This is a genomic window from Janthinobacterium sp. GW458P, from assembly GCF_002127585.1.
Lineage (GTDB): Bacteria > Pseudomonadota > Gammaproteobacteria > Burkholderiales > Burkholderiaceae_D > Janthinobacterium.
The window spans coordinates 46,144-72,946 of record NZ_NEGZ01000047.1 but is presented as its reverse complement, the minus strand read 5'-3'; the positions used below and the strand labels follow the sequence as shown (position 1 = coordinate 72,946).

The 26,803-nt window shown below is 66.5% G+C and carries 19 protein-coding genes; 8 read left to right on the top strand and 11 right to left on the bottom strand.

The annotated features are described in order from the left end of the window. From CBW50_RS21420 to CBW50_RS21400, 5 genes are all read left to right on the top strand, one after another. Positions 1 to 631, top strand: a 631-nt coding sequence (locus CBW50_RS21420; RefSeq protein ID WP_139842590.1) for a sigma-70 family RNA polymerase sigma factor, incomplete at its 5' end; no start/stop codon positions are given. Positions 632 to 728: 97 nt separating this feature from the next. Continuing rightward, a complete protein-coding gene (locus tag CBW50_RS21415; RefSeq protein WP_086147419.1) occupies positions 729 to 2,366 on the top strand; it encodes a response regulator in 1,638 nt (545 codons plus the stop codon). Continuing rightward, complete coding sequence (locus CBW50_RS21410) at positions 2,363 to 3,385, top strand: ABC transporter substrate-binding protein (RefSeq protein WP_086147418.1); 1,023 nt, start codon at positions 2,363 to 2,365, stop codon at positions 3,383 to 3,385. The genes CBW50_RS21415 and CBW50_RS21410 overlap by 4 nt, the downstream gene beginning before the upstream one ends. A gap of 10 nt (positions 3,386 to 3,395) precedes the next feature. Beyond that, complete coding sequence (locus CBW50_RS21405) at positions 3,396 to 5,912, top strand: ATP-binding protein (RefSeq protein ID WP_086147417.1); 2,517 nt, start codon at positions 3,396 to 3,398, stop codon at positions 5,910 to 5,912. A gap of 296 nt (positions 5,913 to 6,208) precedes the next feature. After that, positions 6,209 to 7,486 (top strand): OmpA family protein, encoded by a 1,278-nt coding sequence (locus CBW50_RS21400; RefSeq protein WP_086147416.1) that lies wholly within the window; start codon positions 6,209 to 6,211, stop codon positions 7,484 to 7,486. A gap of 70 nt (positions 7,487 to 7,556) precedes the next feature. Here the strand turns inward: CBW50_RS21400 and CBW50_RS21395 are convergent, their stop codons facing one another. The 3 genes from CBW50_RS21395 to CBW50_RS21385 form a co-directional block, all read right to left on the bottom strand. Continuing rightward, positions 7,557 to 9,986 (bottom strand): TonB-dependent receptor, encoded by a 2,430-nt coding sequence (locus tag CBW50_RS21395; protein WP_226935613.1) that lies wholly within the window; start codon positions 9,984 to 9,986, stop codon positions 7,557 to 7,559. Positions 9,987 to 10,048: 62 nt separating this feature from the next. Continuing rightward, a complete protein-coding gene (locus tag CBW50_RS21390) occupies positions 10,049 to 11,005 on the bottom strand; it encodes a FecR domain-containing protein (RefSeq protein WP_086147415.1) in 957 nt (318 codons plus the stop codon). Beyond that, positions 11,002 to 11,529 carry a sigma-70 family RNA polymerase sigma factor gene (locus tag CBW50_RS21385; RefSeq protein ID WP_253251967.1) on the bottom strand — a complete coding sequence of 176 codons (528 nt, stop codon included), beginning with the start codon at positions 11,527 to 11,529 and terminating at the stop codon, positions 11,002 to 11,004. The genes CBW50_RS21390 and CBW50_RS21385 overlap by 4 nt, the downstream gene beginning before the upstream one ends. Before the next feature lie 265 nt (positions 11,530 to 11,794). Between CBW50_RS21385 and CBW50_RS21380 the strand changes: the two genes are divergently transcribed. Further along, positions 11,795 to 12,403, top strand: a complete 609-nt coding sequence (locus tag CBW50_RS21380) for a hypothetical protein (protein ID WP_139842589.1) — start codon at positions 11,795 to 11,797, stop codon at positions 12,401 to 12,403. A gap of 91 nt (positions 12,404 to 12,494) precedes the next feature. Further along, positions 12,495 to 13,481: a magnesium and cobalt transport protein CorA gene (locus tag CBW50_RS21375; protein ID WP_086147412.1), complete on the top strand. Its 987-nt coding sequence runs from the start codon at positions 12,495 to 12,497 to the stop codon at positions 13,479 to 13,481. Positions 13,482 to 13,703: 222 nt separating this feature from the next. On the opposite strand, the gene CBW50_RS21370 is transcribed toward CBW50_RS21375, so the two are convergent. The 8 genes from CBW50_RS21370 to CBW50_RS21335 all read right to left on the bottom strand — a co-directional run bounded on the left by CBW50_RS21370 (position 13,704) and on the right by CBW50_RS21335 (position 24,551). Continuing rightward, positions 13,704 to 14,402, bottom strand: coding sequence for an alpha/beta hydrolase (locus tag CBW50_RS21370; protein WP_086147411.1), 699 nt, complete (start codon positions 14,400 to 14,402; stop codon positions 13,704 to 13,706). A 142-nt stretch (positions 14,403 to 14,544) separates the two neighbouring features. Then, positions 14,545 to 15,387, bottom strand: coding sequence for a universal stress protein (locus CBW50_RS21365; protein ID WP_086147410.1), 843 nt, complete (start codon positions 15,385 to 15,387; stop codon positions 14,545 to 14,547). Positions 15,388 to 15,418: 31 nt separating this feature from the next. Further along, a complete protein-coding gene (locus CBW50_RS21360; protein WP_086147409.1) occupies positions 15,419 to 17,212 on the bottom strand; it encodes an alpha/beta hydrolase in 1,794 nt (597 codons plus the stop codon). A 61-nt stretch (positions 17,213 to 17,273) separates the two neighbouring features. Then, complete coding sequence (locus CBW50_RS21355; RefSeq protein ID WP_086147408.1) at positions 17,274 to 20,822, bottom strand: response regulator; 3,549 nt, start codon at positions 20,820 to 20,822, stop codon at positions 17,274 to 17,276. Further along, complete coding sequence (locus tag CBW50_RS21350) at positions 20,819 to 21,964, bottom strand: FIST signal transduction protein (protein WP_086147407.1); 1,146 nt, start codon at positions 21,962 to 21,964, stop codon at positions 20,819 to 20,821. Before CBW50_RS21350 ends, CBW50_RS21355 begins: the two co-directional genes overlap by 4 nt. 14 nt (positions 21,965 to 21,978) lie before the next feature. Then, entirely contained in the window at positions 21,979 to 23,037 is a 1,059-nt protein-coding gene (locus tag CBW50_RS21345) for an HD domain-containing phosphohydrolase (RefSeq protein WP_086147406.1), read from the bottom strand. Positions 23,038 to 23,087: 50 nt separating this feature from the next. Further along, positions 23,088 to 23,591, bottom strand: coding sequence for a chemotaxis protein CheW (locus CBW50_RS21340; RefSeq protein ID WP_086147405.1), 504 nt, complete (start codon positions 23,589 to 23,591; stop codon positions 23,088 to 23,090). A 57-nt stretch (positions 23,592 to 23,648) separates the two neighbouring features. After that, on the bottom strand, positions 23,649 to 24,551 hold the full coding sequence (locus CBW50_RS21335) for a sensor domain-containing diguanylate cyclase (protein WP_086147404.1): 903 nt from the start codon (positions 24,549 to 24,551) through the stop codon (positions 23,649 to 23,651). A gap of 456 nt (positions 24,552 to 25,007) precedes the next feature. Here CBW50_RS21335 and CBW50_RS21330 point away from each other — a divergent pair, with 456 nt between their 5' ends. Then, positions 25,008 to 26,666 carry a PAS domain-containing methyl-accepting chemotaxis protein gene (locus tag CBW50_RS21330; protein ID WP_086147403.1) on the top strand — a complete coding sequence of 553 codons (1,659 nt, stop codon included), beginning with the start codon at positions 25,008 to 25,010 and terminating at the stop codon, positions 26,664 to 26,666. Positions 26,667 to 26,803 lie beyond the last annotated feature (137 nt).

Sequence of the window (26,803 nt, the reverse complement as noted above, 5' to 3'; positions counted from 1 at the left end):
CGCCTGGGGACCGGCCGTGCGCCTGCGCCCGCGGGCGGCCAACGACGTGGCGCCCGCGCCGGGGCAGGGCAGCCAGCTGCAGGCAGTGCTGGAAAGCAATTACGCAAGCCTGCACCGCCGCCTGGCGCGCCACCTCGGTTGCGCCGAGCTGGCCAGCGACTGCCTGCACGACGCCTGGCTGCGCCTGGGCGAGGCGCCGGCGGGCGGCAGCCGCACCGTGGCGCACAGCCCTGTCGCCTACGTGTTCCGCGTGGCCTGCAACGTGGCCACGGACAGCCTGCGCCGCAGCCGCGCCTGGCTGTACGCGGATGAGGAAGAAGGCGAGGCGGCGCTGGTCGACGGCGTGGCCGACACGGCGGCGGGGCCGGAGCGGCTGGCCGAGCTGCATGGCGACTTGCGCCGGCTGGAGCAGGCCGTCGCGCTGTTGCCACGGCGCCACCAGCAAGTGCTCGAAGCATTGCGCGTGGACGAGATGAGCCGCCAGGAGGTGGCGCAGCGGCACGACATGTCGCTGCGCAATGTCGATACGGCCTTGCGCCAGGCGCTCGACCATTGCGCCCGTCACACGGGCTACGCGGCGCTGGCCGGCGTGAGCGCCTCCCGGCGCATGGTGCGGCTGCGCGAAATGTGACAAAGCGTGTATTTCTGGTAATTTCCTGGTGTTATGCTCGGAACGCATGTTGTGGGGCAGTTTTCTGGCCCGCAAGATCATGCAGCCAGGAGATTGCATGGACAGGTCGACAACGCCGCCCCGGATACTGATCGTCGATGACGAGCTGGCGCACGTGCGCGCCCTGTGCGACACCTTGCGCGGGCAGGCGTACGACACGACGGGACTGGCGTCGGGCGAGGCGGCCCTGTCGCTGCTGGCCATCGAATCGTTCGACCTGCTGCTGGTCGACCTGATGATGCCGGGCATGAATGGCATCGCCGTGGTGAAGGCGGCGCGGCTGCTCGACCCGGACCTGGCCTGCATCATCATGACGGGCGAAGGCACGATCGCCTCGGCCGTGCAGGCCATGCAGGCGGGCGCGCTCGATTACGTCGTCAAGCCATTCAAGGTCTCGGGCATCCTGCTGATACTGGCGCGGGCGCTGGAGACGCGCCAGCTGCGCATCGCCAACGCGCGCCTGGAACTGCTGCTGCGCCAGCATACGGCCGAACTCGACGCCATGAACCAGGATCTGCGCCTGGCCCGCGAGGTGGCCGAGCGGGCGAACCAGGAAAAGACCAATTTCCTGTCCAGCATGAGCCACGAGCTGCGCACGCCGCTCAATGCCATCCTCGGCTTTTCGCAGATGCTGACGTCCGACTCCATTCCCTCGACGGCGCAGGAAAAGAAAACCTTTGCCTCGCATATCTACGGCGCGGGCCGGCATCTGTTGACTTTAATCAACGATATCCTCGATATCGCGAAAATCGAGTCGGGCAATCTGTCGCTGTCGATGGAAGCGGTGGGCCTGGCCGACATTTACCATGAATGCTGGCAGATGATGGAACCGCTGGCGCGCAAGCGCGGCATCACCTTGACCTTTGTCGAGGCGGGCAGCATGCATGTGCTGGCCGACCGCACGCGCCTCAAGCAGGTGCTGCTCAACCTGCTGTCGAACGCCGTCAAGTACAACCGCGAACAGGGCGAGGTCCACGTCGATTGCCAGCCCGTCGACGGGCGCCGGCTGCGCCTGTCCGTGCGCGATACGGGCGGCGGACTGAGCGCCGCACAGCTGGAGGCGCTGTTCCAGCCCTTCAACCGCCTGGGGCGCGATGCCCGCGACGAAGAGGGCACGGGCCTGGGGCTGGTCGTGAGCAAGCGCCTGGCCGAAGCCATGCAGGCATCCATAGGCGTGGCCAGCACGCCAGGGCGCGGCAGCACTTTCTGGCTCGATATCGCCAGTTGCCCCGAGCGGGCGCCGCAGCCGGAAAGCCCGCGCCTGCCCGTATTTCCCCGTCCGGCCGAAGCGTTGCCGTTGCCGGAACGCAAGACGCTGCTGTACGTGGAAGACAATCCCCTGAATGTCACGCTGGTGGCGGGCCTGATCCATTTCCGCCCCGACCTCGACCTGCTGTCGGCCGGCGACGGGCAGACGGGACTGGACCTGGCGCGCCGCCACCTGCCGCAGCTGATCCTGATGGATAGCGACCTGCCCGACATCAGCGGCACCCAGGTCATGCAGGTGCTGCGCGCCGATGCCCGCACCGCGCATATCCCCGTCATCGCGCTGACGGCCGTGGCGGGGCCGGCCGACGTGCGCCACGGGCTGGCGGCGGGCTTCTACCGCTATCTGACCAAGCCGATCGACGTGGGCGCGTTTTCCGAGGCCATCAACAGCGCGCTGGAGTCGGCCACGGCGCAGCGCAGCGCATGAATGCCCCGGCGCGGCGCGGGCTCTGGCTGGCGGCGGTCGCGCTGCTGCTGGCGCTGTCCGCCGCGGCCATCTGGCGCCTCAATGCCCGTGCCGGCCCGCCGCCCGGCCCCGTGGAAGTGCTGCGCCTGGCCGTGAATGCGGAATACGTGGGCAGCTGCCCCGTCCTGGCCGCGCGCGGCCAGGGGTATTTTGCGCGCGAAGGCATCCATGCGCTGCTGCAGCCGTATTCGTCGGGCAAGGCTTCGATGGAAGCCGTGCTGCAGGGCACGGCCGACCTGGGCACCGTGTCCGATATTCCCGTGGTGCTGGCCAGCCTGAAAAACCAGGCCGTCGTCATCATCGCCAGCATTTTCGAGGCCGAGCGCGACCACGGCATCGTGGGGCGCCTGGACCGCGGCGTGTCCACGCCCGCCAGCCTGAAGGGCAAGCGCATCGGCGTGACCCTGGGCACCTCGGGCCAGTTCACGCTGGACGCCTTTCTGAACCGCCAGAAGCTGCTGCCGGCCGAAGTCACCTTGCACAACTACGCGCCGGACCAGCTGGCCGGCGCGCTGGCGCGCGGCGAGGTCGATGCGGCGGCCGGCTGGGAACCGTTCCTGACGGGCATGACGCACGCCATCGCCGGCAATGCAGCCATCTTTTATGGCGAAGACGTGTATGCGGGGCTGTTTAACGTGGCCGGCACGGGCGATTACGTGCGCGGCCATCCGGCCACGGTGCGCAAGGTGCTGCGCGCGCTGCTCGCCGGCGCGCGCTTCTGCCGCGACGAGCCCGATGCCGCGCGCGCCCTGTTTTCCAAAGCGTCGGCCAGCGAGGCGGCGCGCCTGCAGGCGGCCTGGCACGGCTACGAGTTCGGCGTCGTGCTCGACCAGCGCTTGCTGCTGGCGCTGGAAGACGAGGCGCGCTGGGCCATCAAAAACCGCCTGGCCGGCAGCGGCGAGATGCCGAACTTCCTCGACGCCGTCTACCTGGACGGCCTGGAAGCGGTGGCGCCATCGGCCGTGACGGTCATTCATTGAGAAAACCACCGTGAAAATCGTGACGCGCTTCAAGCTGGCCGAACTGTTTTGCGTGGCGCTCGTGGCCGTCATCGTCGCCGTGCTGTTTTCCACCACCATGGCGATGCAGCGCGAACTGGCGAAAAACAAGGCGGCGGCAGATATCCTGCAAGCCGTCACGTCGCTGCGCTACCTGTCGATCGAATACGCGCTGCACCATGGCGCGCGCACGCGCGCCCAGTGGCAGTTGCGCAGCGAGTCGCTGGCCACGGGGCTGCTGGCCACGCCCGCCTTCAACGGCGGCGAGGAGCGCGCGCTGCTGCGCGAATTGCAGGGCGACCTGGCCGGCGTGGGCACGCTGTTCGAGCTGTTCGTTGCCAACCACCGCGAACTGGGGCAGGACCCGCAGCGGCGCGAAGTGCTCGGCGAGCTGGAGTCGCGCCTGTCCGGGCAGATCATGGGCAAGGTGCAGGGCATGATCTCGGATGCGATGCGGCTGTCCGAATTGAGCCGGCAAGGGGTGCTGGCGGCGCAGCAGCGGGCCAACGTGGCCGTGGTGCTGTTCGGCGGCATGATCATCGCGCTGGTGGCCGGCTTGATCTATTTCACCATCACCAGCGTCACGGGACCGCTGGAAAAGCTGCGCCAGGGAACCCTGATCGTCGGCGCCGGCAAGCTCGATTTTGCGCTCGGCGTGCACACGAAAAATGAAATCGGCGACCTGGCGCGCGCCTTTGACGGCATGACGGAAAAGCTGCGGCGCACCACCGTCTCGCGCGATGAGCTGGCGCGGACGAATACCGCGCTGGAAAACCAGATCGCCGAGCGCCAGCTGGCCGAGCGCAAGGTGCATGAACAGGTCGAGCGCCTGAACCTGCTGCAGCAGATCACGCGCTCGATCGGCGAACGGCAGGACTTGCGCAGCATCTTCCAGGTCGTGGTGCGCAGCCTGGAAGACCAGCTGCCCATCGATTTCAGCTGCATCTGCCTGTACCGGCCGTCCGAGCACGCGCTGCAGGTGACGTGCGTGGGCGTGCGCAGCGAGGCGCTGGCGCAGTCGTTCATGATGGGCGAGCAGGCGCACATCCCCATCGACGAAAATGGCCTGTCGAGCTGCGTGCGCGGCAAGCTCGTGTATGAAGCCGACATCGCCGGGGTGGCGTTTCCGTTTCCCCAGCGGCTGGCGCAAGGGGGGCTGCGCGCCCTCGTCATGGCGCCGCTGCTGGCCGAAAACACGGTCTTCGGCATCCTCATCGTGGCGCGCCGCGCCGCGCACAGCTTCACCAGCGGCGAGTGCGAATTCCTCAGCCAGCTGAGCGAACATGTGGCGCTGGCCGCCAACCAGGCGCAGCTCTACGGCGCGCTGCAGCGCGCCTACGACGATTTGCGCCAGACGCAGCAATCGGCGATGCAGCAGGAGCGCCTGCGCGCGCTGGGCCAGATGGCCAGCGGCATCGCGCACGACATCAACAACGCCATTTCGCCCGTGGCCCTGTACACGGAATCGCTGCTGGAGACGGAAACGAGCCTCAGCCCGCATGGCCGGCATTGCCTGGAGGTAATCGAACGCGCCATCGACGACGTGGCCGCCACCGTGGCGCGCATGCGCGAATTCTACCGCCAGCGCGAACCACGGCTGGCGCTGGCGCCCATCAACGCCAACCTGGTGGTGCAGCAGGTGCTGGACCTGACGCGGGCGCGCTGGAGCGACATGCCGCAGCAGCGCGGCATCGTCATCGTCCTGCACACGGAGCTGGCGGACGAGCTGCCCATGCTGCCCGGCAGCGTGGGCGAAATCCGCGAAGCGCTGACCAACCTGGTCTTCAACGCCGTCGACGCCATGCCGGAGGGCGGCACCCTGAGCGTGCGCACCAGCTGCGTCGGCGTGCCGGGGGGGGCGGCGCGGCAGGTGTGCATCGAGGTCGGCGACACGGGCGTCGGCATGGACGACAATACGCGCCGGCGCTGTCTGGAGCCGTTTTTCACCACCAAGGGCGAACGGGGCACGGGCCTGGGCCTGGCCATGGTGTACGGCATGATGGAGCGTCACGGCGCCAGCATCGACATCGTCACGGCGCCGGGGCAGGGCACGACGGTGCGCCTGGCGTTTCCCGCCGACGCGGCGCAGGACGTGGCCGAACCGGACGAGGCGGCCCACGTGGTGCCGCCGCGCCTGCGCATCCTCGTCGTGGACGACGACCCGATGGTGCTCAAGTCCCTGCGCGACATCCTGGAAATCGACGGCCACGAGGTGGTGTCCGCCGACGGCGGCCAGGCCGGCATCGACTGCTTCCGGGCCGCATACGGCAGCCACGCGTATTTCGCCGTGGTCATCACGGACCTGGGCATGCCCTACGTGGACGGGCGCAAGGTGGCCAGCGCGGTGCGCCAGTGTTCCCCGGCCACGCCCATCATCATGCTCACGGGCTGGGGCCAGCGCCTTTCAGCCGACAGCGACTATCCCGAACACGTCAACTGCGTGCTGGGCAAGCCGCCCCGGCTGAAGGAATTGCGGCGCGCCCTGAACAAGGTCATTTCGACGGGTTAGCGCCGCCGAGTCGTTCAAGCTCTATCATCCTTGTTTAATCCGTATCAAGCTTCGCTGCGACGTCCGCACAGCCGCGTGACGACTCACTAGACTTGTATGAATGGACCCGTCATTCCAGCCTTTGCCAAAGGCGTGATGAGTTTGTTTGTTATCTGTCCAAGCGAGTCAAACGACTTGTCGTGAATTAGGGCGATACTGTGATCATACCGAGACCCCCGCCAGGAGCGGCACCTGTCCCGACGTACAGCAGCGATTCGCTGAGCAAGAAAATAGCGATCCTCGACCTCGTGACGACCTTGACATATAAACTGGCCGTTGCTGCGGGTGCCATCGTCACGCTGACTTATCTTTTTGACATTCAATTTTTCCCCAGTGGCCTGACGCCAGGGGAAGTGGTGTTCTTTATCTTTGTGGCACTGATGTTCGGTTTTCTGTACTGTATCTTCCTGTTGTTCGGGGCCATGTCCGCACTGTGGCTGCTGCAACTGCTTTCTTTGTCGGAACGGTGTATTGCCACGCGGCGCGCCTTCCATGGGCGCGCGGCCCTGTTTGTCGTTCCAGCCGGGCTGCATGGCGTTGGCTATTTTCTAGTATCGCTTTCCTTTTTTTTGCTGTCCTTGCATTTTGCTTTCGCCGGCGCACAACCTTCCTTGTTTTTGCTGATACTGATCTTTTTTTGTGCCGGTTTCCTTACCCTTTTTATAAGCACGGCTGGTACGCAAGCGGGTATCACGGTCGCAGGCGCGCAGCCGAAGCCGCAGCGCAGATTGGCGCAGCTTGCCGCAGTGTTCGTGGCACCGCTGGTACTCGTGCTGTTCTTCGGGCCGTTCATGAATATGGTGCATATGGCTTTTCAGCTATTGGGTGTGCGTATTCCCGACGTGAGCATTGAATTGCCCGAGAGCGAGCTCGGTGAAATCGAGCGCGTCACGGAAGTCGTCGGCCGCCCCATCCTTGACTGCCGCAGGGGCGCCGGGGGCAGATTGCTGGTACATCATGCCGATGTCTTGTGGACCAGCGTTGGCGGCGTGTCGCTTGTCACGTTCACTGTACGCACGAAGCCGGAGGCCGGCATTTTCAGCCCTGAGCCGACCATCCTCAGGGTTGCCACCCTGCGTCTGGACGCGGCAACGATGCGTGTCATCAAGAGCAGGCCTGCGCTGAATCCCTGTTTCGATCTTTCCAATGACTTGCTGTTCAAGACCGCCAGTGCGCAATTATTGCCAACGGCACAAGCGCGTCTGCAGGCTCTTGCCTCAGCCATTCTGGCAGCGGGCGCCCCCAGTGACATTCTGGTGCGGGGTCACAGTGACGCCCGTCCTTTCGCGAGTAGCATTGCCGGAAAAGCCGTGGATAACCAGCGTCTATCGGAGCTGCGCGCAGAGGCGATCGTCAATGTGCTCAGAACTGCGCTGCCTGGAAAGAAGCTGACATTTACCGCGGAAGGGGCTGGTGCGCGGGAGCTGCGCGTGAAATGCCCTGCCGAGGCAAGTACCACCTCCTATGAAACGGAACAATGCAATGCCTTGAACCGCAGGGTGGAGGTGCGCGTGATGTACGCACGAATGCAGTAGGCGAGCGGTAGCAACGGCGTTTTAGCCGTTGCCACCGCTCGCCTGGCCCTTAATGGCTGTACAACTTGTATCAGAACCGGTACGTCAACGTCCCCCGCACGCTGCGCGGCGCGCCGTACGTGCCTTGCGCATAGGTGTTGATGTTGATGTACTTCTTGTCGAGCACGTTTTCCACGTTCAGCTGCGCCGTCAGCTGGCGCGACAGCTGGTACGTGGCCATCAGGCTGACCGTGCTGTAGGCTTCCTGCGTCACGCGCTCCTTGCCGTTCGTGCCTTCATCGTCAAAGTAGAACTTGCTTTGCCAGTTGACGCCGCCGCCCACGGTGAGGTCGGGGCGCACTTTCCAGGTGGTGAACAATCGCGCCGTCGAGCGGGGCGACAGGGTGTTGATATCCTGCTGTTCGCGGTCCCTGGCGCGGAAGTGGCTGGCGCTGGCCGTCAGGTTCCAGCCGGGCGCCAGACGGCCCGACAATTCCGCCTCGATGCCGCGGCTGGTGGCGCCGCGCGCCGCATAGTATGCCTGCGTGGTGGTGCCGGGGACCCGGTGCGCGCCGTCCGGCTGGGCCAGCTTGTCCTGCTTGATCTCGAAGATGCCGATGGAGCCGTTGGCCTGGCCGCCGGCCAGTTCCCCCTTCACGCCCACTTCCATGCTTTGCCCCGTCAGCGGGTCCAGCCAGGCGCCCGCGCGGTCCTGGTTTTCCTGCGGGCGGAAGATGTCCGTGTAGCTGGCATACGCCGAATACGTGTCGTTCAGGTCCAGCACCACGCCCGCATAGGGCACGAATTTGCTCTTGGCGAAGGCGAAGCGGGCGCTGCCGTCAAAGCCGGTGCGGTCCTTGTCCCAGCGGCTCAGGCGACCGCCGGCGATCAGTCTGGCGTTGTCGGCCAGGTTCAGGCGCGCCGCGCCGTACGCACCATATTGCCTGGTCGTGTATTTTTCCGACAGCACCGGTTCGCCCCAGGCCGGCTGCGGGTAGCTGCCGTCCCAGGCGAGGAAATTGCCGATCGGTTCGGGATCGAGCGCCTCCTTGACGCTGAACTCGGCATGCTGCAGCGTGTAATTGGCGCCGACGATGACTTCATGCTGGCGTCCGCCAAGGCTGAACGGGCCTGACAGCTTCACGTCGGCGCTGCTCTGGTCGCGCTGGCCGATGTAGCGGTTCGGGTAGCCGAGCATGCCCAGGCCCGTGATGCGGTCGGGCCGTTCGGCCAGGAACACCAGCGGCGTGTCTTCCGTGTGCTTGCTGTACATGGCTTGCGCCTGCGCCTTCCAGCCTTGTCCCAGCGCGTGTTCCACGGTGGCGTGCACGTTGGTCTGCTCGGTGGCCCAGGCGGCCCAGCGGGGCGCCGTGGTGACGGAACGGTCGAAATCGGTGCGCGAACCGTCGCTGTACCACAGCGGGAAGCCGCCCCAGTTGCTGCCTTTCGGGTCGTTCTTCTGGTAGCTGGCGCCCACCGTGGCCACCGTGCCGGGTGCCAGGTCCGCCTCGGCGGTGGCGTAGACGAGCTGGCGCTGGTTGGAATAGCCATTCGTAAACGATTTGCGGTCCTGCCAGGCGCCCGCCACGCGGCCGCGCACGGAGCCGTCGCCATTCAGCGGCGCGGCCAGGTCGAGCGTGCCGCGGTAATCGCTCCAGGAACCTGCCGCCAGCGACCATTGCCCCTCGAACTGCCTGGCGCTGGCCCGCTTGCGCACCAGGTTGATGGAGGCGGACGGGTAGCCGGCGCCCGTCAGCAGGCCCGTCGCGCCGCGCGTCACTTCCACGCGGTCGTAGATCAGCGAATCCATTTCCGATTCGCCGCCCGAATACTGCACCTTATAAGTGGTGGGCACGCCGTCGTACTGGAAATTGTCGACGTCGAAGCCGCGCGCGGAAAACGTGCTGCGCTCCGTGTCGAACTGGTTGACGGCGATGCCGGGCGTGTTGCGCAGCACGTCGCGCACCGTCAGCAAGTCCTGGTCATCCATGCGCTGGCGCGTGATGACGCTGACCGATTGCGGCGTCTCGCGCAGGGACAGCACCAGTCCCGTGGCGCTGGCCGTGGCCGGCGTCGTGTACGCATTCGTCCCTTCCGTGCTGGTGCTGCGCTCAGCCGTGGCGCGCACGGCGATGCCGGGCAGGGTGGTTGCCTCGGCCGCCGACGGCAGCCTGCGCACGGCGTAATTGCCGCCGCCCTGGTCGACGGCAACGAGGCCGCTGCCGTCGAGCAGGCGGGCGAAGCCGTCGGCCACGCTGTAGCTGCCGCTCAAGCCCTTGCTCGCCAGGCCCGCGTACAGGCTGGCGGCGCCGGAGATGCTGACGCCCGCGTCGGCCGCAAACGCGGACAGGGCCGTGCCGAGGGGGCCGGCGGCCACCTGGTAGTGGCGCGCGGGGCCATTCTGCGGATGCGGCAGGTGCTGCTGCGCGAATGCGGGCGGCGTCAGGGCCAGGCTGCCCAGCAGGGCCAGGGTCGTGGTGGTGTTGCGGTAGTGCTTCATCAGGTGCTTCCCTTCGTTCATGTGTTGGTCCTGTGTGGATTGACGGGGCACATGCGTGAAAGGGACATTTTTTTCAGAAATTTTTATACTGGTTCGAGCGAAATCCAGAAACGGCTGTGGCGGCGCACGCGGATGGGCAGCGAAGATTGCAATAGTGATAATAATTGATCCGTATCATGCAGCTGGTACACGCCCGACACGCGCAGCCGTGCCACGGCCGGGTCGCAGCGCACCACGCCGTGGCGGTAGCGGGCCAGCTGCGCCAGCACGTCGGCCAGCGGCGCGTCGTCCGCGTACAGCAAACCCTTGAGCCAGGCATCGGCCCGGGGCGCCAGCGGCTGCGGCGCGCCGGCGGCCAACGCGTCGAAGCTGGCTTGCCAGCCCGCCTGCACGATGACGGGGCTGCCTTCGGCGGGCCGCACTTCGACGGCGCCCTGCGAGACGGCCACGCGGGTGCGCGCGCCCAGCAGGCCGTCGTCCTGGCGCACCGTGAAGCGCGTGCCGAGGGCGCGGATGCTGCCATTGCTGGTGCGCACGATGAACGGCCGCCCGAGGGCATCGGGGCTGGTCGCCACGTGAATCTCGCCGGCGCGCAGCAGGACCAGGCGCAGGCTGGCGCTGAAAACGATGTCGGCGGCGCTGGCCGTGTTCAGGCCCAGGGCGCTGCCGTCGGCCAAGGCGAGACGGCGGATTTCGCCCGTCGCCGTGCGCAGCTCGGCCGTCCATGCCTGCCACGGCGCCACCTTCAGCATGCTCCAGCCGGCCGGCCCGGCGACGATCAGCAGGGCCAGGGTTTTCAGCGCGGCGCGGCGGGCGGCGCCGGCCGGGCGGTCGAGCACGGGCAGGGCCAGCGGCGCGGGCAGCATGCCGAAGGCGCGGCAGACCTGCTCGGCGCGCTGCCAGGCCGTTTCATGGTCGGGGTGGGCGGCGCGCCAGCCGTCCAGACCCTGGCGCGCGGCGGCATCCAGTTCGCCGCCCTGCAGGCGCATCATCCAGTGCGCCGCCTCGCGCGCGGCGCGCGCATCGATGGCCGTGCTCATGCCAGCAGCACGATGCACTGTTCCAACGCCTGCACCATGTAGCGCTTGACGGTGCGCTCGCTGACCCGCAGGCGCGCGGCGATATCGGCATACGCCATGCCTTCGAGCTGCGACAGCAAAAAGGCCGTGCGCACTTTCGCCGCCAGGCCGTCGAGCATGGCGTCGATCTGGTGCAGGGTTTCCAGGATCAATAAACGCTCTTCCGCCGACGGCGCGGCGGGCGCGGGCAGCTGCGCCAGCGTGGCCAGCCAGGCCTGCTCCAGCGACTGCCGGCGGTAATGGTCGATCAGCAGGCGCCGCGCCACGGTGGTCAGGTAGGCGCGCGGTTCGCGCAAGGTGACGGCGCGTTCGGCGGGCGTGGCCAGCAGTTTGACGAAGGTGTCCTGCGCCAGGTCGGCCGCGTGGTCGGTGCACGACAATTTGCCGCGCAGCCAGCGCAGCAGCCACGGGTGGTGCTCGCCGTACAGCTGGCTGAGGCAATACGGGCTTGGCGGATCGGCGGCAGGGGATACGGCATACGTCACGACACACTCCAGGTTGGCGCGGAAGTCCATGCGTGGCAGATGCTGGTCCTTCTTAAATGCGAATGGTTCTCATTTTACATGGGCGTGCCTGAATGTCAATGAGGATGGCTGGGCCTGATCTTGCTTGCATGGCATAAAATTGCCACATAGAAATATTTAATGTGTTATCTTTTACGGCAACATTAGTTGTATTGAATAAACTAGTGTTCCATTTAAACTTATTCTGAATCTGGGTGTCTTTGTGTCTAATCATAGTGTGCGTAGTATGTTGAGTGTCTTGCTGGCTGCGGCCAGCGTGCATGCCGGGGCGACCCAGGCGGTTGACGAAGTTGTGGCGAAGCCGGCGGTGGAAGCCACGGCAGAGGCGCCTGCCGTGGCGCAAGCGGCCGCCGTGCCGGCCGTTGCGAAGCTGAGCCTGGTATCTTCGGGCGAGCAGATGGTGGTGGACTACGGCACCAGCAGCAGCGCCGAAGAGTGCAAGGACTTTACGCCGGCGGGCAAGGTGTACGACGCCACGACCTTGCGCGAAAAACTGCTGCCGTTTATCTCGAAGATGGTCGAGCGGTCGCGGCGCATGACGGGCGTGCTGCCGGCCGTGGAGACAACGCTGAGCGCGGGCGAGCCGGTCTGGGTGCAGGCGTACGCCGACTGGCCGGCAGAGCACGGCTTGCGCGCCGGGTCCTGCGGCCCCCTGACCCTGCAGCTGACGCCGGAAGCGGGCAAGAAATACCAGGTGGAATTCCGTTTCCTGGGCGACAACAAATGCAGGCAGGTGCTGCTCGATGTGACGGACCCGGCGGCCAGGCAGGAAATCGCGGCGCCCGTCACCGCCAGCTGCACGGCGCCGAAAAAATCGCTGTTCGGCCTGTTTTAAGCTGCGTTGCGGGCGACGGTGGCCGACTTAACAGAGTGATAATTTTCATTCCGTTATACTGACGACCCGACATCGCCGCCCGACAATCACCATGGATCTCAGTACCCACGCCGCCGTCGTCAATTGCGAAGCGTATCGCAATGGCAGGAAGATCGCCCATTTCGACATCGACAAGGTAGGCGACTTCCTCGGCGACCCTGATTGCTTCGTGTGGATCGGCCTGGCCAGTCCCGACGCCACCGCCATGGGTGCGCTGGAGTCCGCCTTCGGCCTGCATGAACTGGCCGTCGAGGATGCGCAAGCGGCGCACGAGCGGCCCAAGCTCGAGGAGTACGGCGACACCCTGTTCATGGTGCTGCACACGGCCAGCCTCGACGGCGACGCCATCGTCTACGGCGAGACGCACGTCTTCCTTGGTTGCCGTTTTATTATCACCGTGCGCCACGGCCCCTCGGCCGGCTATGCGAAGTTGCGCGAACGCAAGGAAAGCGTGCCGGACAAGCTGGCCAGCGGCCCCGGCTATGTGCTGTATGCCATCATCGACTTCATCGTCGACCAGTACCAGCCCTGCATCGACCATTTGCAGGCCAGATTCCAGCAATACGAAACCCAGCTGTTCAAGCCCAGCCTCTCGGAAGACAAGCTGCAGGATTTTTACCAGCTCAAGACGGAACTGCTGAAACTGGACGCGGCCGTCAACCCGCTGCACGAGATCTGCACGCAGCTGATCCGTTTCCACGGCGATATCGTGCCCAAGGAAAACCGCATCTATTACCGCGACATCCTCGACCATGTGAAACGGGTCACGCACACGGCGGGGCAGATGCGCGAAATGGTCAATTCCGCCATGCAGGTGGCGCTGGGCCAGATTTCGCTGCGCCAGAACGAGGTCGTCAAGCGCCTGGCCGGCTGGGGCGCCATCCTGGCCGTGCCCACCATGGTCTTCAGCCTGTACGGCATGAATTTCGAGTTCATGCCGGAGCTGAAATGGCGCGGCAGCTATCCGGCCGTGATCGCCGGTATCCTCGTCGGCTGCTACCTGCTGCACCGGCGCCTGAAGCGCGACGGCTGGCTGTAGCGGCGGGCGGCGGCGGCCATGCAAATATTGGAGAGTTTTGCCGCGAAATAAGCTGCTACGATGAAGTGTCTGAGTGAAGGTGGTTGACGGTGCTTGAACCTCCTTGGCGTGGATGGCGTGTCCGGCCGGCGCTGTACCCCAGAGCCGCCGGTGCGGCACACATTTCCTGTCCGACGCCACAAGGCTCCTGAACCCCAGGAGCCTTCTTTTTGCCCGTGCCGTTCATGCCTGCGCCACGGCGCCCGCCGCTTCCAGGATCAGCGCCGCCACCTCGACGGGCCGCGAAGCGAGCGAAGCGTGGCTGGCGTTCAGCGTAATGACTTTTCTTGCCTGCAGGCGCGCCGCCATGCGTTCCTGGTTGACGGGGGAAATCATGCGGTCGGCGCTGGAAATCTGGTACCACGACGGCTTGTGGCGCCATGCCGGGTCGCTGACGGTGTCGCCGAAGGTGCCGGCCAGCGGCGCTTTCTGGATCACGCCCAGCACGGCGCCTTCTTCCGCATCGAGGTCCTGGCAAAAGCTGTCATGGTATTGCTCTGGCTTGACCCACAGGTAGCCGTCGCTGTCGCCCTGCAGGCTGGCCGCGCCCAGGGGCGGGTGCTCCTGCGTGATGCTGCCCGGACTTTCGCCCGCATCGGGCGCGAAGGCGGCGATGTAGACGAGTCCCTGCACGTTGGGCGCATTGCCGGCCACGCTGATGACGGCGCCGCCGTAGGAGTGTCCTACCAGCAATACTGGCCCCTCCACCTGCGCCACCATCTTGCGCGTGCGTTCGGCGTCGTCGGCCAGCGACGTCAACGGCAGCTCGACGGCGCGGATGGCCGTGTGGCCCTTGCGGCGCAATTCGACGATGACGCGGCTCCAGTGGGCGGCGCCGCCCCAGAAACCGTGGACGAGGATGATGGTGGCTGGCTGGCTCATGCGCATACTCCTGATGGCAAAGGAAACGGCGGAGACCGCGTAGTTGCATTAGGGCAACCGCGCGGCGGACGGGTGCGCCTCCATTGTAGACCTTCCCGCGCCGCCGCCGGCGTCGCTTTATCTTTCCCAGCGCATGGCCGCGCTAGTGCGACACCAGCACGGGCAAGGTCGTTTCCTGCAGCACCGTGCGCGTGACGCCGCCCAGCAGTGCTTCGCGCAGGCGCATGTGGCCGTAGCAGCCCATCACGACCAGGTCGCACTGGCGCTGCGCCGCCATGGCCAGCAGGGCCGCGCCCACGTCCTGGCCTGGCGGCGTGTCGTGCTGCAGCACGTCGACGTTGACGCCGTGGCGCGCCAGGTACAGGGCCAGGTCGGCGCCCGGCTGCTCGCCATGCGCGGCCGGCTGGGCGTGCGAATTGACGACGGCCAGGGTGACTTGCTGCGCGCGTTGCAGCAGCGGCAGCGCATCGGTGATGGCGCGCAGCGCCTCGGCGCTGCCGTTCCAGGCCAGCAGCGGGCGCTGGCCCGTGTGCGCGGGGACGGCGGCAGGGGCATGCGGCACCATCAGCACGGGACGGCCGCAATGGAGCATCAGGTATTCGGCCGTGCCGGCGATGACGCGCGAGGGCGTGTCCTGCGGGTCCGTCTGGCCGAGGATCACCAGGTCGCAATAGCGCGCCTGCAGCAGCAGGGCGCCTTGCGCATCGTCGTCGACGAAGCGCGTTTCATAGGCGCCCAGGCCCTCTTCGCGGGCGATGCGCTCGAAGTCGTGCAGCGCCTCGCTGGCCTGGCCGCGCAGCGCCTGCATTTGCGCTGGCGCAAACTGCAAGGCGTTGACGCCGCCGTACGCATAGCGCGAGATGCCGCTCATGGCCGAGCCGATCAGGTGCGCGCCTTCGGCGACGGCCAGGCGCACGGCCAGGCGGACGCGCTGCGCGCAGTGGCGTGAATTGTCTACATGGACCAGCAGGGTAGTGTAGGGCATGGCGTTTTCCTCGGTTGTCGGGTCTCGGTTGTCAAGGTTGCAGCACGTAGCTGCCGGGAGCGTCGCCCAGGTCGGGGCCCATGGCCGGCGGCGCCACCTGCGCGCCGGAGCGCTGCGCCAGCCACGCCTGCCAGGCGGGCCACCAGGAACCCTGCTGGCGCGGCACGTCGTGCTGCCAGCTGTCGGCGTCGATGTAGGGCTCGTCGTGGCGGTGCGTGGCCAGCTGGTAGCTGCGGCGCGGCTGGCCCGGCGGCGAGACGACGCCCGCGTTGTGGCCGCCCGAGGTGAGCAGGAAGGTGACGTCCGTGTCGGTAAGCAGCTGCAGCTTGTAGACGGAGCGCCACGGCGCCACGTGGTCCGTCAGGGTGCCCACGGCGAAGATGGGCGCATGGATGTCCGGCAGGGCGATGTGGCGGCCCGCCGTGCGGTAGCGGCCCTCGGCCAGGTCGTTGTGCAGGAACAGCTGGCGCAGGTATTCCGAGTGCATGCGGCAGGGCATGCGCGTGGCGTCCGCATTCCAGGCCATCAGGTCGCTGTCCTGTTCATCGAGTCCCAGCAGGTAATGGCGCAGGCGGCGCGACCAGATCAGGTCGTTCGAGCGCAGCAGCTGGAAGGCACCGGCCATCTGCCGCGTATCGAGGTAGCCCTGCTTCCACATGGCCGCCTCCAGGAAGCTCACCTGGCTGTCGTCGATGAACAGCGACAGCTCGCCCGGTTCCTTGAAGTCCACCTGCGAGGCCAGCATGGTGATGCTGGCCAGGCGCGCGTCGCCGTCGCGCGCCATCGTGGCGGCGGCAATCGCCAGCAGGGTGCCGCCCAGGCAGTAGCCGGCCGCGTGTACCTGGGGCGCGCCGGTGATGCGGGCGACGGCGTCGAGCGCGTCCATCACGCCCAGCTGGCGGTAGTCTTCCAGCGACAGCTCGCGGTCCGCCTCCAGCGGATTTTTCCAGGAAATCATGAAGACCGTGTGGCCCTGTGCGACCAGGTAGCGCACCAGCGAATTATGCGGCGACAGGTCGAGGATGTAGTACTTCATGATCCAGGCCGGCACGAACAGCAGCGGCGTCGCATGCACGCTTGCCGTGGCCGGCGCGTACTGCAGCAGTTCGATCAGGTCGTTGCGGTAGACCACCTTGCCCGGCGTGACGGCCACGTCGGCGCCGACCCGGAATGCTGCCTCGCCGGGCGCGGCGGGACCCATGGCGGCGCGGCGCCAGTCCTCGGCCAGGTGCCGCATGCCGCGCGCCAGGTTGGCGCCGCCGCTGTGCAGTGTTGCTTCCTGCACCACGGGATTGGTCAGCATGAAGTTCGACGGCGCCAGCATGTCGAGCCACTGGCGCACCGTAAAGGTGACGACGTCCTCGTGATGCGGCGAGACGCCGCGCACGCCCGTGGTGGCGCGGTGCCACCATTGCTGCTGCAGCAAGAAGCCCTGGTAGATGAGGTTGTACGGCCAGCGCTGCCAGGCCGGGTCCTCGAAGCGCCGGTCCTGCGGCAGCGGCGCGATGCACGGCTGCTCGAACGTGGTGCCGGGCTGCGCCGACTGCAGCGCGTACTGCTGCCAGCGCGCGAGCTTCTTCCACGCTTCCTGCAGCAATGTTTGCTGCTTCGACGGCGCCAGCGCCAGGTGGCTGAGCCAGTCGGCATAGGCATTGCCCAGCGCGGCGGGGGAGATGCCGCCCGTGAACTTGCCCAGCCAGGCGTTCAGGAACAGGTCCAGGGTGGCGCCTGAGGGCGCGTTTTCCGGGTAGCACGGCGCGGGCACGCCTTGCCAGGCGCTGCCCAGGCGTTCGTTGTCTTGTGTAGCGTGCTGCGTGATGCTCATAGGGGCTCCGGCTATTTTTTTACAGGATAGCAAGAGCTTGTTCAAAAAATTATGATCTACATCAAGTTTGCCCGGATGCGTGCAGCAGGCGCGGCGTCTCCTTGATGGCCGCTCCCGCTTCCTCCGCAAACAGCCGCAGCTGGGCTTCCAGCGCATCGACGCTTGCCAGCAGCGCCGCCGGCCCGGCGGACGCCGCTTCGCCTTCGATGGCCGTGGCGATGGCGATGGCGGGGACGGCATGGAAGTTGCCCAGCAAGCCGGCCAGGGTATGCGCCTGGCGGCTGACGGTGGCCCGGTCGTCCGCCTGCAGGGCCGCGCGCAGGGTCGCCAGCTGCGCCGGCAAGCCGGCCAGGAAGGACGCGCCGATGATGGCGATCACGTCGGCGTCGGCATTGGCCAGCGCGGCGCCATAGTGAAAGTCGGGTGCGCTGTGCGTCGCCGGCGGCGCCGCGTCAGGCGGCATGGCGGGGCGCGGCGCATGTTTTCTTATTTGCAACACGTGCTGCCGGATCAGGCTCTGGAAGGCGGCCGTGCGGAACGGTTTGGACAGATAGTCATCCATGCCGCCGGCGATGCAGCGTTCGCGGTCGCCTTCGAAGGCGCTGGCCGTCATGGCGATGATGATGCTTTTCGGCACGCCCTGCGCTTCGCGCTGGCGGATTTGCGCCGTCGCTTCGAAACCGCCCATTTCCGGCATTTGCAGATCCATCAGGATCAGGTCGAAGCGGCCGGCCGCATGGCGTTCGAGCGCTTCGCGGCCATGCGCCGCATGCGCGACCCTGTGCCCCGCATTCGTCAGCAGCACGGTGGCCAGTTCGCGGTTCATGGCATTGTCTTCGACCAGCAGGATGTCCAGGCCGGGCATGCTGTCCCGGTCGCAGTGGCGCGTGGCCGCGGGCGCGGCGCCGGGCGTGCCGCGGCACGTGCCCAGCACGCTCAGGGTGATGCTCAGCAGTTCCTCGGCGCTGGCGGGCTTGAGCAGGTAGCCCTGGATGCCCAGTTCGCGGCAGCGCGCCGCGTCGCCCAGGCTGCCGCTCGATGACAGCATGACGATGGGCACCTGGCTCCAGTGGGGCAGGGCGGCCAGGGCCGTGGCCGTGTCGAAGCCGTTCATGCCGGGCATGGCGCAGTCCATGATGATGCAGTCCGTCGGCAGGCTGGCGCGGCAGCTGTCCAGCGCCGCCTCGCCGGACTCGCAGGCGGCGACCGTGGCGCCGCAGTGCTCGAAGATCCTGCGCAGGATGGCCAGGCTGCTGGGATTGTCGTCGACCAGCGTGATGCTGCGTCCCGCCAGCGAGGCGCCGGGCGGCGGCGGAGGCAGGCGGTTGCCGCTGACGGGCAGGGCCAGGTCCACGCTGAAGGTGCTTCCCTTGCCCAGTTCGCTCGACAGGCGGATCTCGCCTTTCATCATCGTCACCAGGCGCCGCGTGATCGACAGGCCCAGTCCCGTGCCGCCGAAGCGCCGCGTGGTCGAGCCGTCTTCCTGCTGGAAGGCGTCAAAGACGGCCTCCTGCATGTCGGCGGCGATGCCGATGCCGGTATCGCGCACGCCCAGCTGCAGTTGCGCCATGCCGTCGCCGCTGGCGCGCAGCCGGGCGCTGACGATCACTTCGCCATGCGGCGTGAACTTGATGGCGTTGCCCGTCAGGTTGGTCAGCACCTGGCGCAGGCGGCCAGGGTCGCCCAGCACGGTCTGCGGCAGCGCGGGATCGAGGTCGAGCACCAGCTCCAGGCCGCTGGCCTGCGCGCGCATGGCGTGGGCGCGCATGGTTTCCTGCATCAGCTGGCGCAGGTCGAAGGGGATGCTTTCCAGCGTCAGCATGCCCGCCTCGATCTTCGAGAAGTCGAGGATGTCGTTGATGATGCACAGCAGCGCGTCGGCCGATGCCTTGACGATTTCCAGGTACTTGCGCTGGTGGGCATCGAGCTGGGAGTCGAGCACCAGGTCCGTCATGCCGAGGATGCCGTTCATCGGCGTGCGGATCTCGTGGCTCATGTTGGCCAGGAACTCGCTCTTCGAGCGGCTGGCCGATTCGGCCACTTCCTTGGCCAGCAGCAGCGCGCGTTCGGCCGCCTTTTGGCTGGAAATGTCGACCAGGGTGCCCACCAGGCCGCTCAAGCCGCCGTCCGACTTCAGCAGGGCCGCCTTGCTGAACAGCACATCGACCTGGCGCGCGCCGACGGTCAGCCGGTCTTCATACGTCTGCTTGCCCTTGTCGAGCATCAGGCGCACATCCTGCCGCGCCACCTGCTGCGCCTCCTGCTGCGGCAGCAGGTCGGCCGCCGTCCGCCCCAGGATGTCCGGCTGGGCGCGCTGGAAGAAGGCGCAGAAGGCGCGGTTGGCGCGCAGGTAGCGGCCCTGCACGTCCTTCAGGTACAGGGGAATCGGGATGGTCTCGATCAGCGCGTCGACGAAATTGAGGTTGTGGCGCAGCTCGCGCGCCGCCAGGCGGCGCTCCGTGATGTCGGTCAGGCTGCCCGTGATGCCGGCCAGCCGCCCGTGGCCGTCGTGTTCGGCGCGCGCGCACACGTCGATCCAGCGCACGTTGCCGTCGCGGGTGACATAGCGCGCTTCATGGCGCATGCTGTCCACCTGGCCCGATTGCAGCTGGGCCAGGCCGGCGGCGGCGCGGTCGCGGTCGCGTGCGTCGATAAAGTGCAGCACGTTGCGGCCCAGGCTGTCGGCGATGGCAAAACCGGTGATGGTATGCCAGGCCGGATTGAGGAAGGTCCAGGCGCCCTGCAGGTCCGTGCGGAACACCACTTCATTGAGGCTGTTGACGACATTGCGGTATTCGCGCTCGCTTTTCGCGATGGTCTCGGCCATGCGCTTGCTTTCGCTGATTTCCGTGCGGATGGCGATGTACTGATAGGGCTTGCCGGCCGCGTCGAGGAAGGGCACGATGGTGGCGTCCACCCAGTATTGTCCGCCGTTCTTGGCGTGGTTGCAGATTTCGCCGTGCCATACCTGGCCCGTGGTGATGGTTTGCCACATCTGCGCGAAAAAGGCGTCCGGGTGCGCGTGAGAATTGATCAGGCGGTGCGTCTGGCCGATCAGCTCTTCGCGCGCGTAGCCGCTGATGGCGCAGAACTTGTCGTTGACGTAGATGATGACGCCGGCCGTGTCGGTGATGCTGACGATGGCGTGTTGATCCATCGCAAAGCGCTGGTTCAGCAGCTCGATGCGGCGCAGTTCCTGCTGCGCCACCAGGTCGGCCAGCAGCACCGACAGGCCCTCGACATCGCCTTCCTGTGGCAGGTGCAGGCCGGAATCGTTGGTGTCGAGCAGGCGCGCGGCCGCCACGCGCAGCGATTGCAGGACGCGGTTGCGGCTGGCCAGTTCCGTGCGCAGCAGGTCATTGGTCAGGCTCAGTTCCGTGGAACTGAGCTCCAGGCTGCGCGTTCGCAAGTCCAGGTCGCGCTCGGACTGGTCGTAGGCGCTGTCGATGCGCTGCAGCAGGGCCGGCAGGCCGGCCAGGAAGCCAGCCAGTTCGGGCGGCGTGCCGGGCAGCGCGCCCGCCGCCTGCGCCTGCGCCAGCAGGGCGTCGCGGGCGCCCTCCGAGTCGATGTTGCAGACCCGGCTCAATTGGCGTGCGAGGGTGCGGTTCATGTTTCGCTCAGCACGGTCACGGTCATCGTCTGGTTATGCAGCTGGCACGCGCCCTGCGGCTGGGCGATGCCGATTTCGCCATTCGAGTAGAACCCGGCGATGCAGGTCGCGCCGCCGCCGAGCAGGTCGGCCACGGCCTCGACTTCTTCATCGACCCGGTCGCCCATGACCAGCTTGCGCCCCACGCAGCTGACCAGCAGGGCCAGCTGCTCACCCACGGCGTCGGGCTGCGGCGCGACGCCGCGGGCGGCCGTTTCCGCGCCGTCGATCAGTTTATTGGTGCTCGAATGCATCAATTTCAGATAGCCGTCGGCGAGGATGTCGCCGGCCAGGGTCAGCGAGCCCTGTTCCTCGTCGACGGCCAGGATGGTGCGGAAGACATTGCTTTTCTCATGCGCGGCCGACAGCATTTCAAAGGGGAACAGCAGGCCCGAGCCGGGCAGGTCGCGCGCATAGTCGCCCAGGTACAGCTTGTAGATGTCGAGCGCGCGCGCGCCGTCGAGGCCATACAGCACGTTGCCGACGCAGCGCGTCACCTTGCGCGCAGGGCCGAACGCTTCCCAGCCCGCATGGCTGCCGTAGCCGAGGCGGATGCGCTTGCCGTACAGGCCGACGGCAACGACGGTATTGTCGGCCGCGCCGCGCGGACCCAGGGTCCACGTCTGGCGGAAGGCGCCGCCATCGGCCGCCAGCCCGCCGGACACCGTCACGCCGGGCGGCAGGTTCGCCTGCAGGCCGGCGATCAGGGCGCTGCCGTTGATGGCCACGCCCGTGCCCAGCATGAAGACGGCCGCCAGGCCCTCCTGCGGCAGCGCCTGCGCCAGGCGCTCGCCCGTATCGTGCGAATCGGCCATGTCGCAGATGATGGCGTCGGCGATGGCCACCGTCGTATGGGCAAAGCGGATGGCGGTGATGACGCAGCTGTCGTCGTAGACGCGCTTGCCGGCGATTTCGCCGGCGGTGGAGCAGCCGGCGATGACGGCCCCCGGCAGGCGGCGCCGCAGCGCCGCGCTCAGTTCGGGCGCGGCAAAGTAGGCGCAGGCGCCGAAGACCAGCACCAGGTGCGGCTGCATCAGCGCCAGCGGCGCCAGGGCCGCGTCGAAGTCGGCATGATTGTTCAGGATCAGTTGTTGCAGGCGCATGGCAGGCTCCTCGCTTAGAGTGGGTGGGCGTGGGGATGGACGGGGTCGGGCAGGCTGTCGCGGATGGCCAGCACCTCGTCCCAGGCGCCCAGGAAGGCGTCGATGCAGCGCGGGCAGAAATGGCTGCCCTTGTTCTGCTGCAGGAACAGGCGCGCCTGCTCCAAAGGCCAGGCCGGCTTGTACGGGCGCTCCGAACTGAGGGCGTCGAAGACGTCGGCCACGGCCACGATGCGCGCCGATAAAGGTATCTGCTCGCCCGCCAGGCCGCGCGGATAGCCGCTGCCGTCGTATTTTTCATGGTGGCCGCTGGCGATTTCCTCGGCCAGGCGGATCAGCGGCGAATCGCTGCCGGCGAGGATCTGGCCGCCGATTTCCGCATGCTGGCGCATGATGGCCATTTCATCGGGGTCCAGCCGGCCCGGCTTGAGCAGGATGTGGTCGGGCGTGGCCAGCTTGCCCACGTCGTGCATGGGCGCCGCCTTGAGCAGCAGCTCCTGCCATTCCGGCGTCAGTCCCAGGTTGCTGGCGATCAGCGCCGAGTAGCGGGCCATGCGCATGATGTGGCCGCCCGTTTCGGGGTCGCGGAATTCGGCCGCCCGCGCCAGGCGCGTGACCAGCTCCATTTCGCGCGCCGTAACGTCGGCGATGGCCTGGCGCACCTCGTGCTCGAGCAGCTTGGCGCGGTCGGCCAGCATGGTTTGCGCCGTGCGCAGGGCCAGCAGGTTGCGTACGCGCAAACTGAACTCGACGGTGTCGACGGGTTTGGTGAGAAATTCCGTCACGCCCAGAGAAAACGCCTGGTTGCGCACGGCGCGGTCGTTTTCCGTGGTCACCATGATGATGGGGATATCGGCCATGTGCGGCATCTTGCGGAAGATGCTGAGAAATTCATTGCCCGACAGGCTGGGCATCCGGTAGTCGAGCAAGACCAGGTCCGGCACGTGCGATTCGCACCAGTACAGGGCATCGATGGGATCGTTCATGCAGACGGGATCGATGGCGCTGGCCTTGTGGGCCAAACTCGAAAGCAGGTGCAGGTTGGTGTCGTTGTCGTCGACGATCAGGATGCTCATGGTGTCTCCGGCGGGGCGGGTTCGTATGCTGGAAGGGGCTGGCGGCTGTCTCAGGCCGCCAGTTTTCCGCCGGCGTGCATGCCCATGCCCGCCAGCAGGCTATCCATGTCGAGCACGATCAGCATGCGTTCGTCCAGGGCGCCGATGGCCGTCACGTGGCCGGCCATCGCCGAGCCGTGCAGCTGCGGCGGCGGCTTGATCTGCGCCGGCGCCAGCGGCACCACGTCGGCCACGCGGTCGACCACGATGCCGGTGGCGCCATGCGCGAAGATCAGGATGATCACCACGGTCGAGGCGTCGTAGGCGGGGTCGGCCTGGCCCAGCGAGATGCGCAGGTCGACCAGCGGCACGATGCTGCCGCGCAGGTGGATGAAGCCCTTGAGGAAGGCGGGGGCGTTGGCGATGCGGGTGACGGCGCCGTAGCCGCGGATTTCCTGCACCAGGCCGATGTCGATCGCATATTCCTCCTTGCCGAGTCCGAAGACCAGCAATTCCCGGGCGTCCGCTTGCGCCAGCTGGCTCGCTGCTGCGGCGTGTGTCGTGGTGGTTTCCATGTGCTTGCTCCTGTCAGGTGCTGCGTGGTGAATGAAAAGCCGGATGTGGCCGGGTACTCAGGCTTGCTCGATGCGGTTGCGGCCATTGTTCTTGGCCTGGTACAGCGCGGCGTCGGCGCGCATGAAGCCCTCCTTCCAGTCGCCGCTGTCTGGCAGCGGCGCCAGGCCGATACTGATCGTCACGGGAATGTGCAGCTTGCCGAACTCGAAACGCGTCTCTTCCACGGCGCAGCGTATGCGCTCGGCCACCTGGCAGGCCTTGGCCATGTCCGTATGCGGGAACAGGAAGCCGAATTCCTCGCCGCCCACGCGGGCGACGACGTCCGAGGCCCGCGCCTGGAACTGGAACACGGCGGCGACGGCTTGCAGGACGGCGTCGCCGGCGGCATGGCCATGCTGGTCGTTGACGTGCTTGAAGAAATCGATGTCGGCGATGCCGATGGCCAGGGAGCTGCGCGCGCGCCTGGCCCGCGCGGCCGAGCGCACGGCTTCGACCTCGAAGGCGCGGCGGTTGGGCAGGTGGGTCAGCGGGTCGCTCAGGGCGATGCGCTGCAGTTGCTGCCAGCGGGCCGCATTCTGCTGCTCGATGGCGCGCTCGCGGCGCTGGTCGATGAAAAAGGCGCCCATGTAGTTGTCGTCGCCGAGCTTGCCCAGGTCCATGGCCTTGAGCACGATGGGCAGCATCGAGCCGTCGTGGTGGCGAATGGCGAAATGGCGCTTGTGCCCGAGAACCCTGGATTTCTTTTCGCCGGCCAGATAGGCGCTGATCTGCGCGCCGTGCTGCTCGCGCACGGCGTCCGGCAGCAGCGCCTCGATTTGCTGTCCCGCGAGGCTGCCCGGCGTATAGCCGCTCAGCGCATACATGGCGTCGTTTGCATACTGGATGCGTGAAGCGGCGTCGATGATGACGGCAGCGTCTTCTGCGGCGTCGAGCAGGCGCAAGGCCAGGACTTTGTTCATGCGTATCTCCCCTACATAGGTGCGGATTTCCGAAGGCGAAGCCACGATGTCTTCGCATCGGTTTTATTTCCCCATGTCAATCATCATACCTCAAATAAAATAGAATGCAATGAATTTCATGATTTTAATGATTTGTATTCATGGCGCAACTGTGGTTTTTTTGCTTGATATACGCCTGGTAGCGTGTTTTTCACTGTGGCGGCGCGGGAATCTATCCCTTTGTCACCATTTCAAAAATGACAAATTCGTTTAAATTTTTAATTTAAATGTTGTAATTGGTAAATTTATGTAGCAAAATAAATTTGATCTAAATCAAAAAGTAGTGAATGAGCGGCAGGATGAGGAGTTGTTGCAACGATGCTCCTCCCGCTCCTTCGGGATCCAGGCAGCAGCCAGTAGTGAATGGCGCTCAAGCGGACGGTGCAAGCCAGGTCAATGTAGATAGAGGAGACAGACATGCGTACAAATATGCCGGTAACGAACAGGGAATATGTGCTTCACGATGGTCAGACGGTGGTATCGAAGACTGACCTGAAGGGCAACATCACCTATGTCAACCAGGATTTCATCGACATCAGCGGCTTTTCGGCCGAGGAGCTGATCGGCGCGCCGCAAAACATCGTGCGCCATCCGGACATGCCGGTCGAGGCCTTCGCCGACTTCTGGCGCACCATCAAGAGCGGCAAGGCGTGGACGGGCATGGTCAAGAACCGCTGCAAGAATGGCGATTACTACTGGGTGGAAGCGAATGCCGCGCCGATGCTGGAAAACGGCCAGATGGTGGGCTACACCTCGATCCGCGTGAAACCCAGCCGGGAACAGGTGGCCGCCGCCGAGCGCGCATACCAGGCCATCAAGCAAGGCAGCACGACGCTCGAAGTGCGCGAAGGCGCCGCCGTGCCCCGCTCGGCCCTGCGGCGCCTGAAGCTGATGGCGCAGCTGTCGCTGCGCGCCAGGATGGGCCTCGTCTTCGGCACCCTGGCGCTGCTGTTTGTCGCCGCGCCGGCCATTTCCTACGTGGCGGCGGGACACGCCGGCATGCCGATGCTGTTCAGTACCCTGTGCGGCGTGGTGTCGTGCGCGGCGGGCGGCTACACCTTGCAGCGCTCGGCCGTGGCGCCGCTGGAGCGCATGCGCAGCGATATCGAGCGCATGAGCGCCGGTGATTTATCGGGCAGCATCAGCGCCAGCGGCAACGACGAACTGACGGCGGTAGTGCAGGCGCTGCGCGTGCTGCAGACGAACGTCAAGCTGCTGGTCGGGCAAATCAAGGAATCGACGGGGGTGGTGGGCCGCGGCGCCGAGGAAATCGCCGCAGGCAATGCGAACCTGTCGCGGCGCACGGAGTCGCAGGCCAGCACGCTGGAGGAGACGGCGTCGTCGATGGAAGAGCTGACGGGCACGGTCAGGCAGAATGCCGACAATGCGCGCGAGGCGAACCGCCTCGTCAGCACCGCATCGGAGACCGCGCACAGGGGCGAGCAAGCCATGTCGCAGGTGATCGCCACCATGGGCACGATCCAGGACAGCTCGCGCAAGATCGTCGACATCATCGGCGTGATCGACGGCATCGCCTTCCAGACGAATATCCTGGCCCTGAATGCGGCCGTGGAAGCGGCGCGGGCCGGGGAACAGGGGCGCGGCTTTGCCGTGGTGGCGTCCGAGGTACGCAGCCTGGCGCACCGCTCGGCCCAGGCGGCCAAGGAAATCAAGGTGCTGATCAGCGATTCGGTCGACAAGGTGGACGTGGGCAGCAGGCTGGTGCAGGACGCCGGCAGGACGATGGCCGATATCGAGCAGTCGGTGCGCCAGGTGGCCGGCTACATGGCCGACATCACGGCCGCCAGCCAGGAGCAGAGCGAGGGCATCGAGCAGGTCAACCATGCCATCACGCAGATGGATGACGTGACGCAGCAAAATGCGGCCCTGGTCGAGCAGGCCGCCGCCGCGGCGGCCGACATGCAGCAGCAGGCCGTGCAACTGGCAACGCTGGTCGATTCCTTCCAGCTGGTGCGCAGTGTGGCGGCCGGCGCCCCGTCACGGCCGCCCGCCCGGGCCGCCGCAGCGCGCAAGCTGTTGTCCGTGCCGGGGCCGGCGCGGCCGCTGCCGGCGTGAGGGCGGCAGCGGTGCGCGGGCCGGTCAGGCTGGCGGGTGGCGGAGCGAACGCCGGCGCGCGTAGGCGAAGTAGATGGGCAGGCCGATACCCACCCCGATGGGAAAAGGCAACCNGTCCGTGCCGGGGCCGGCGCGGC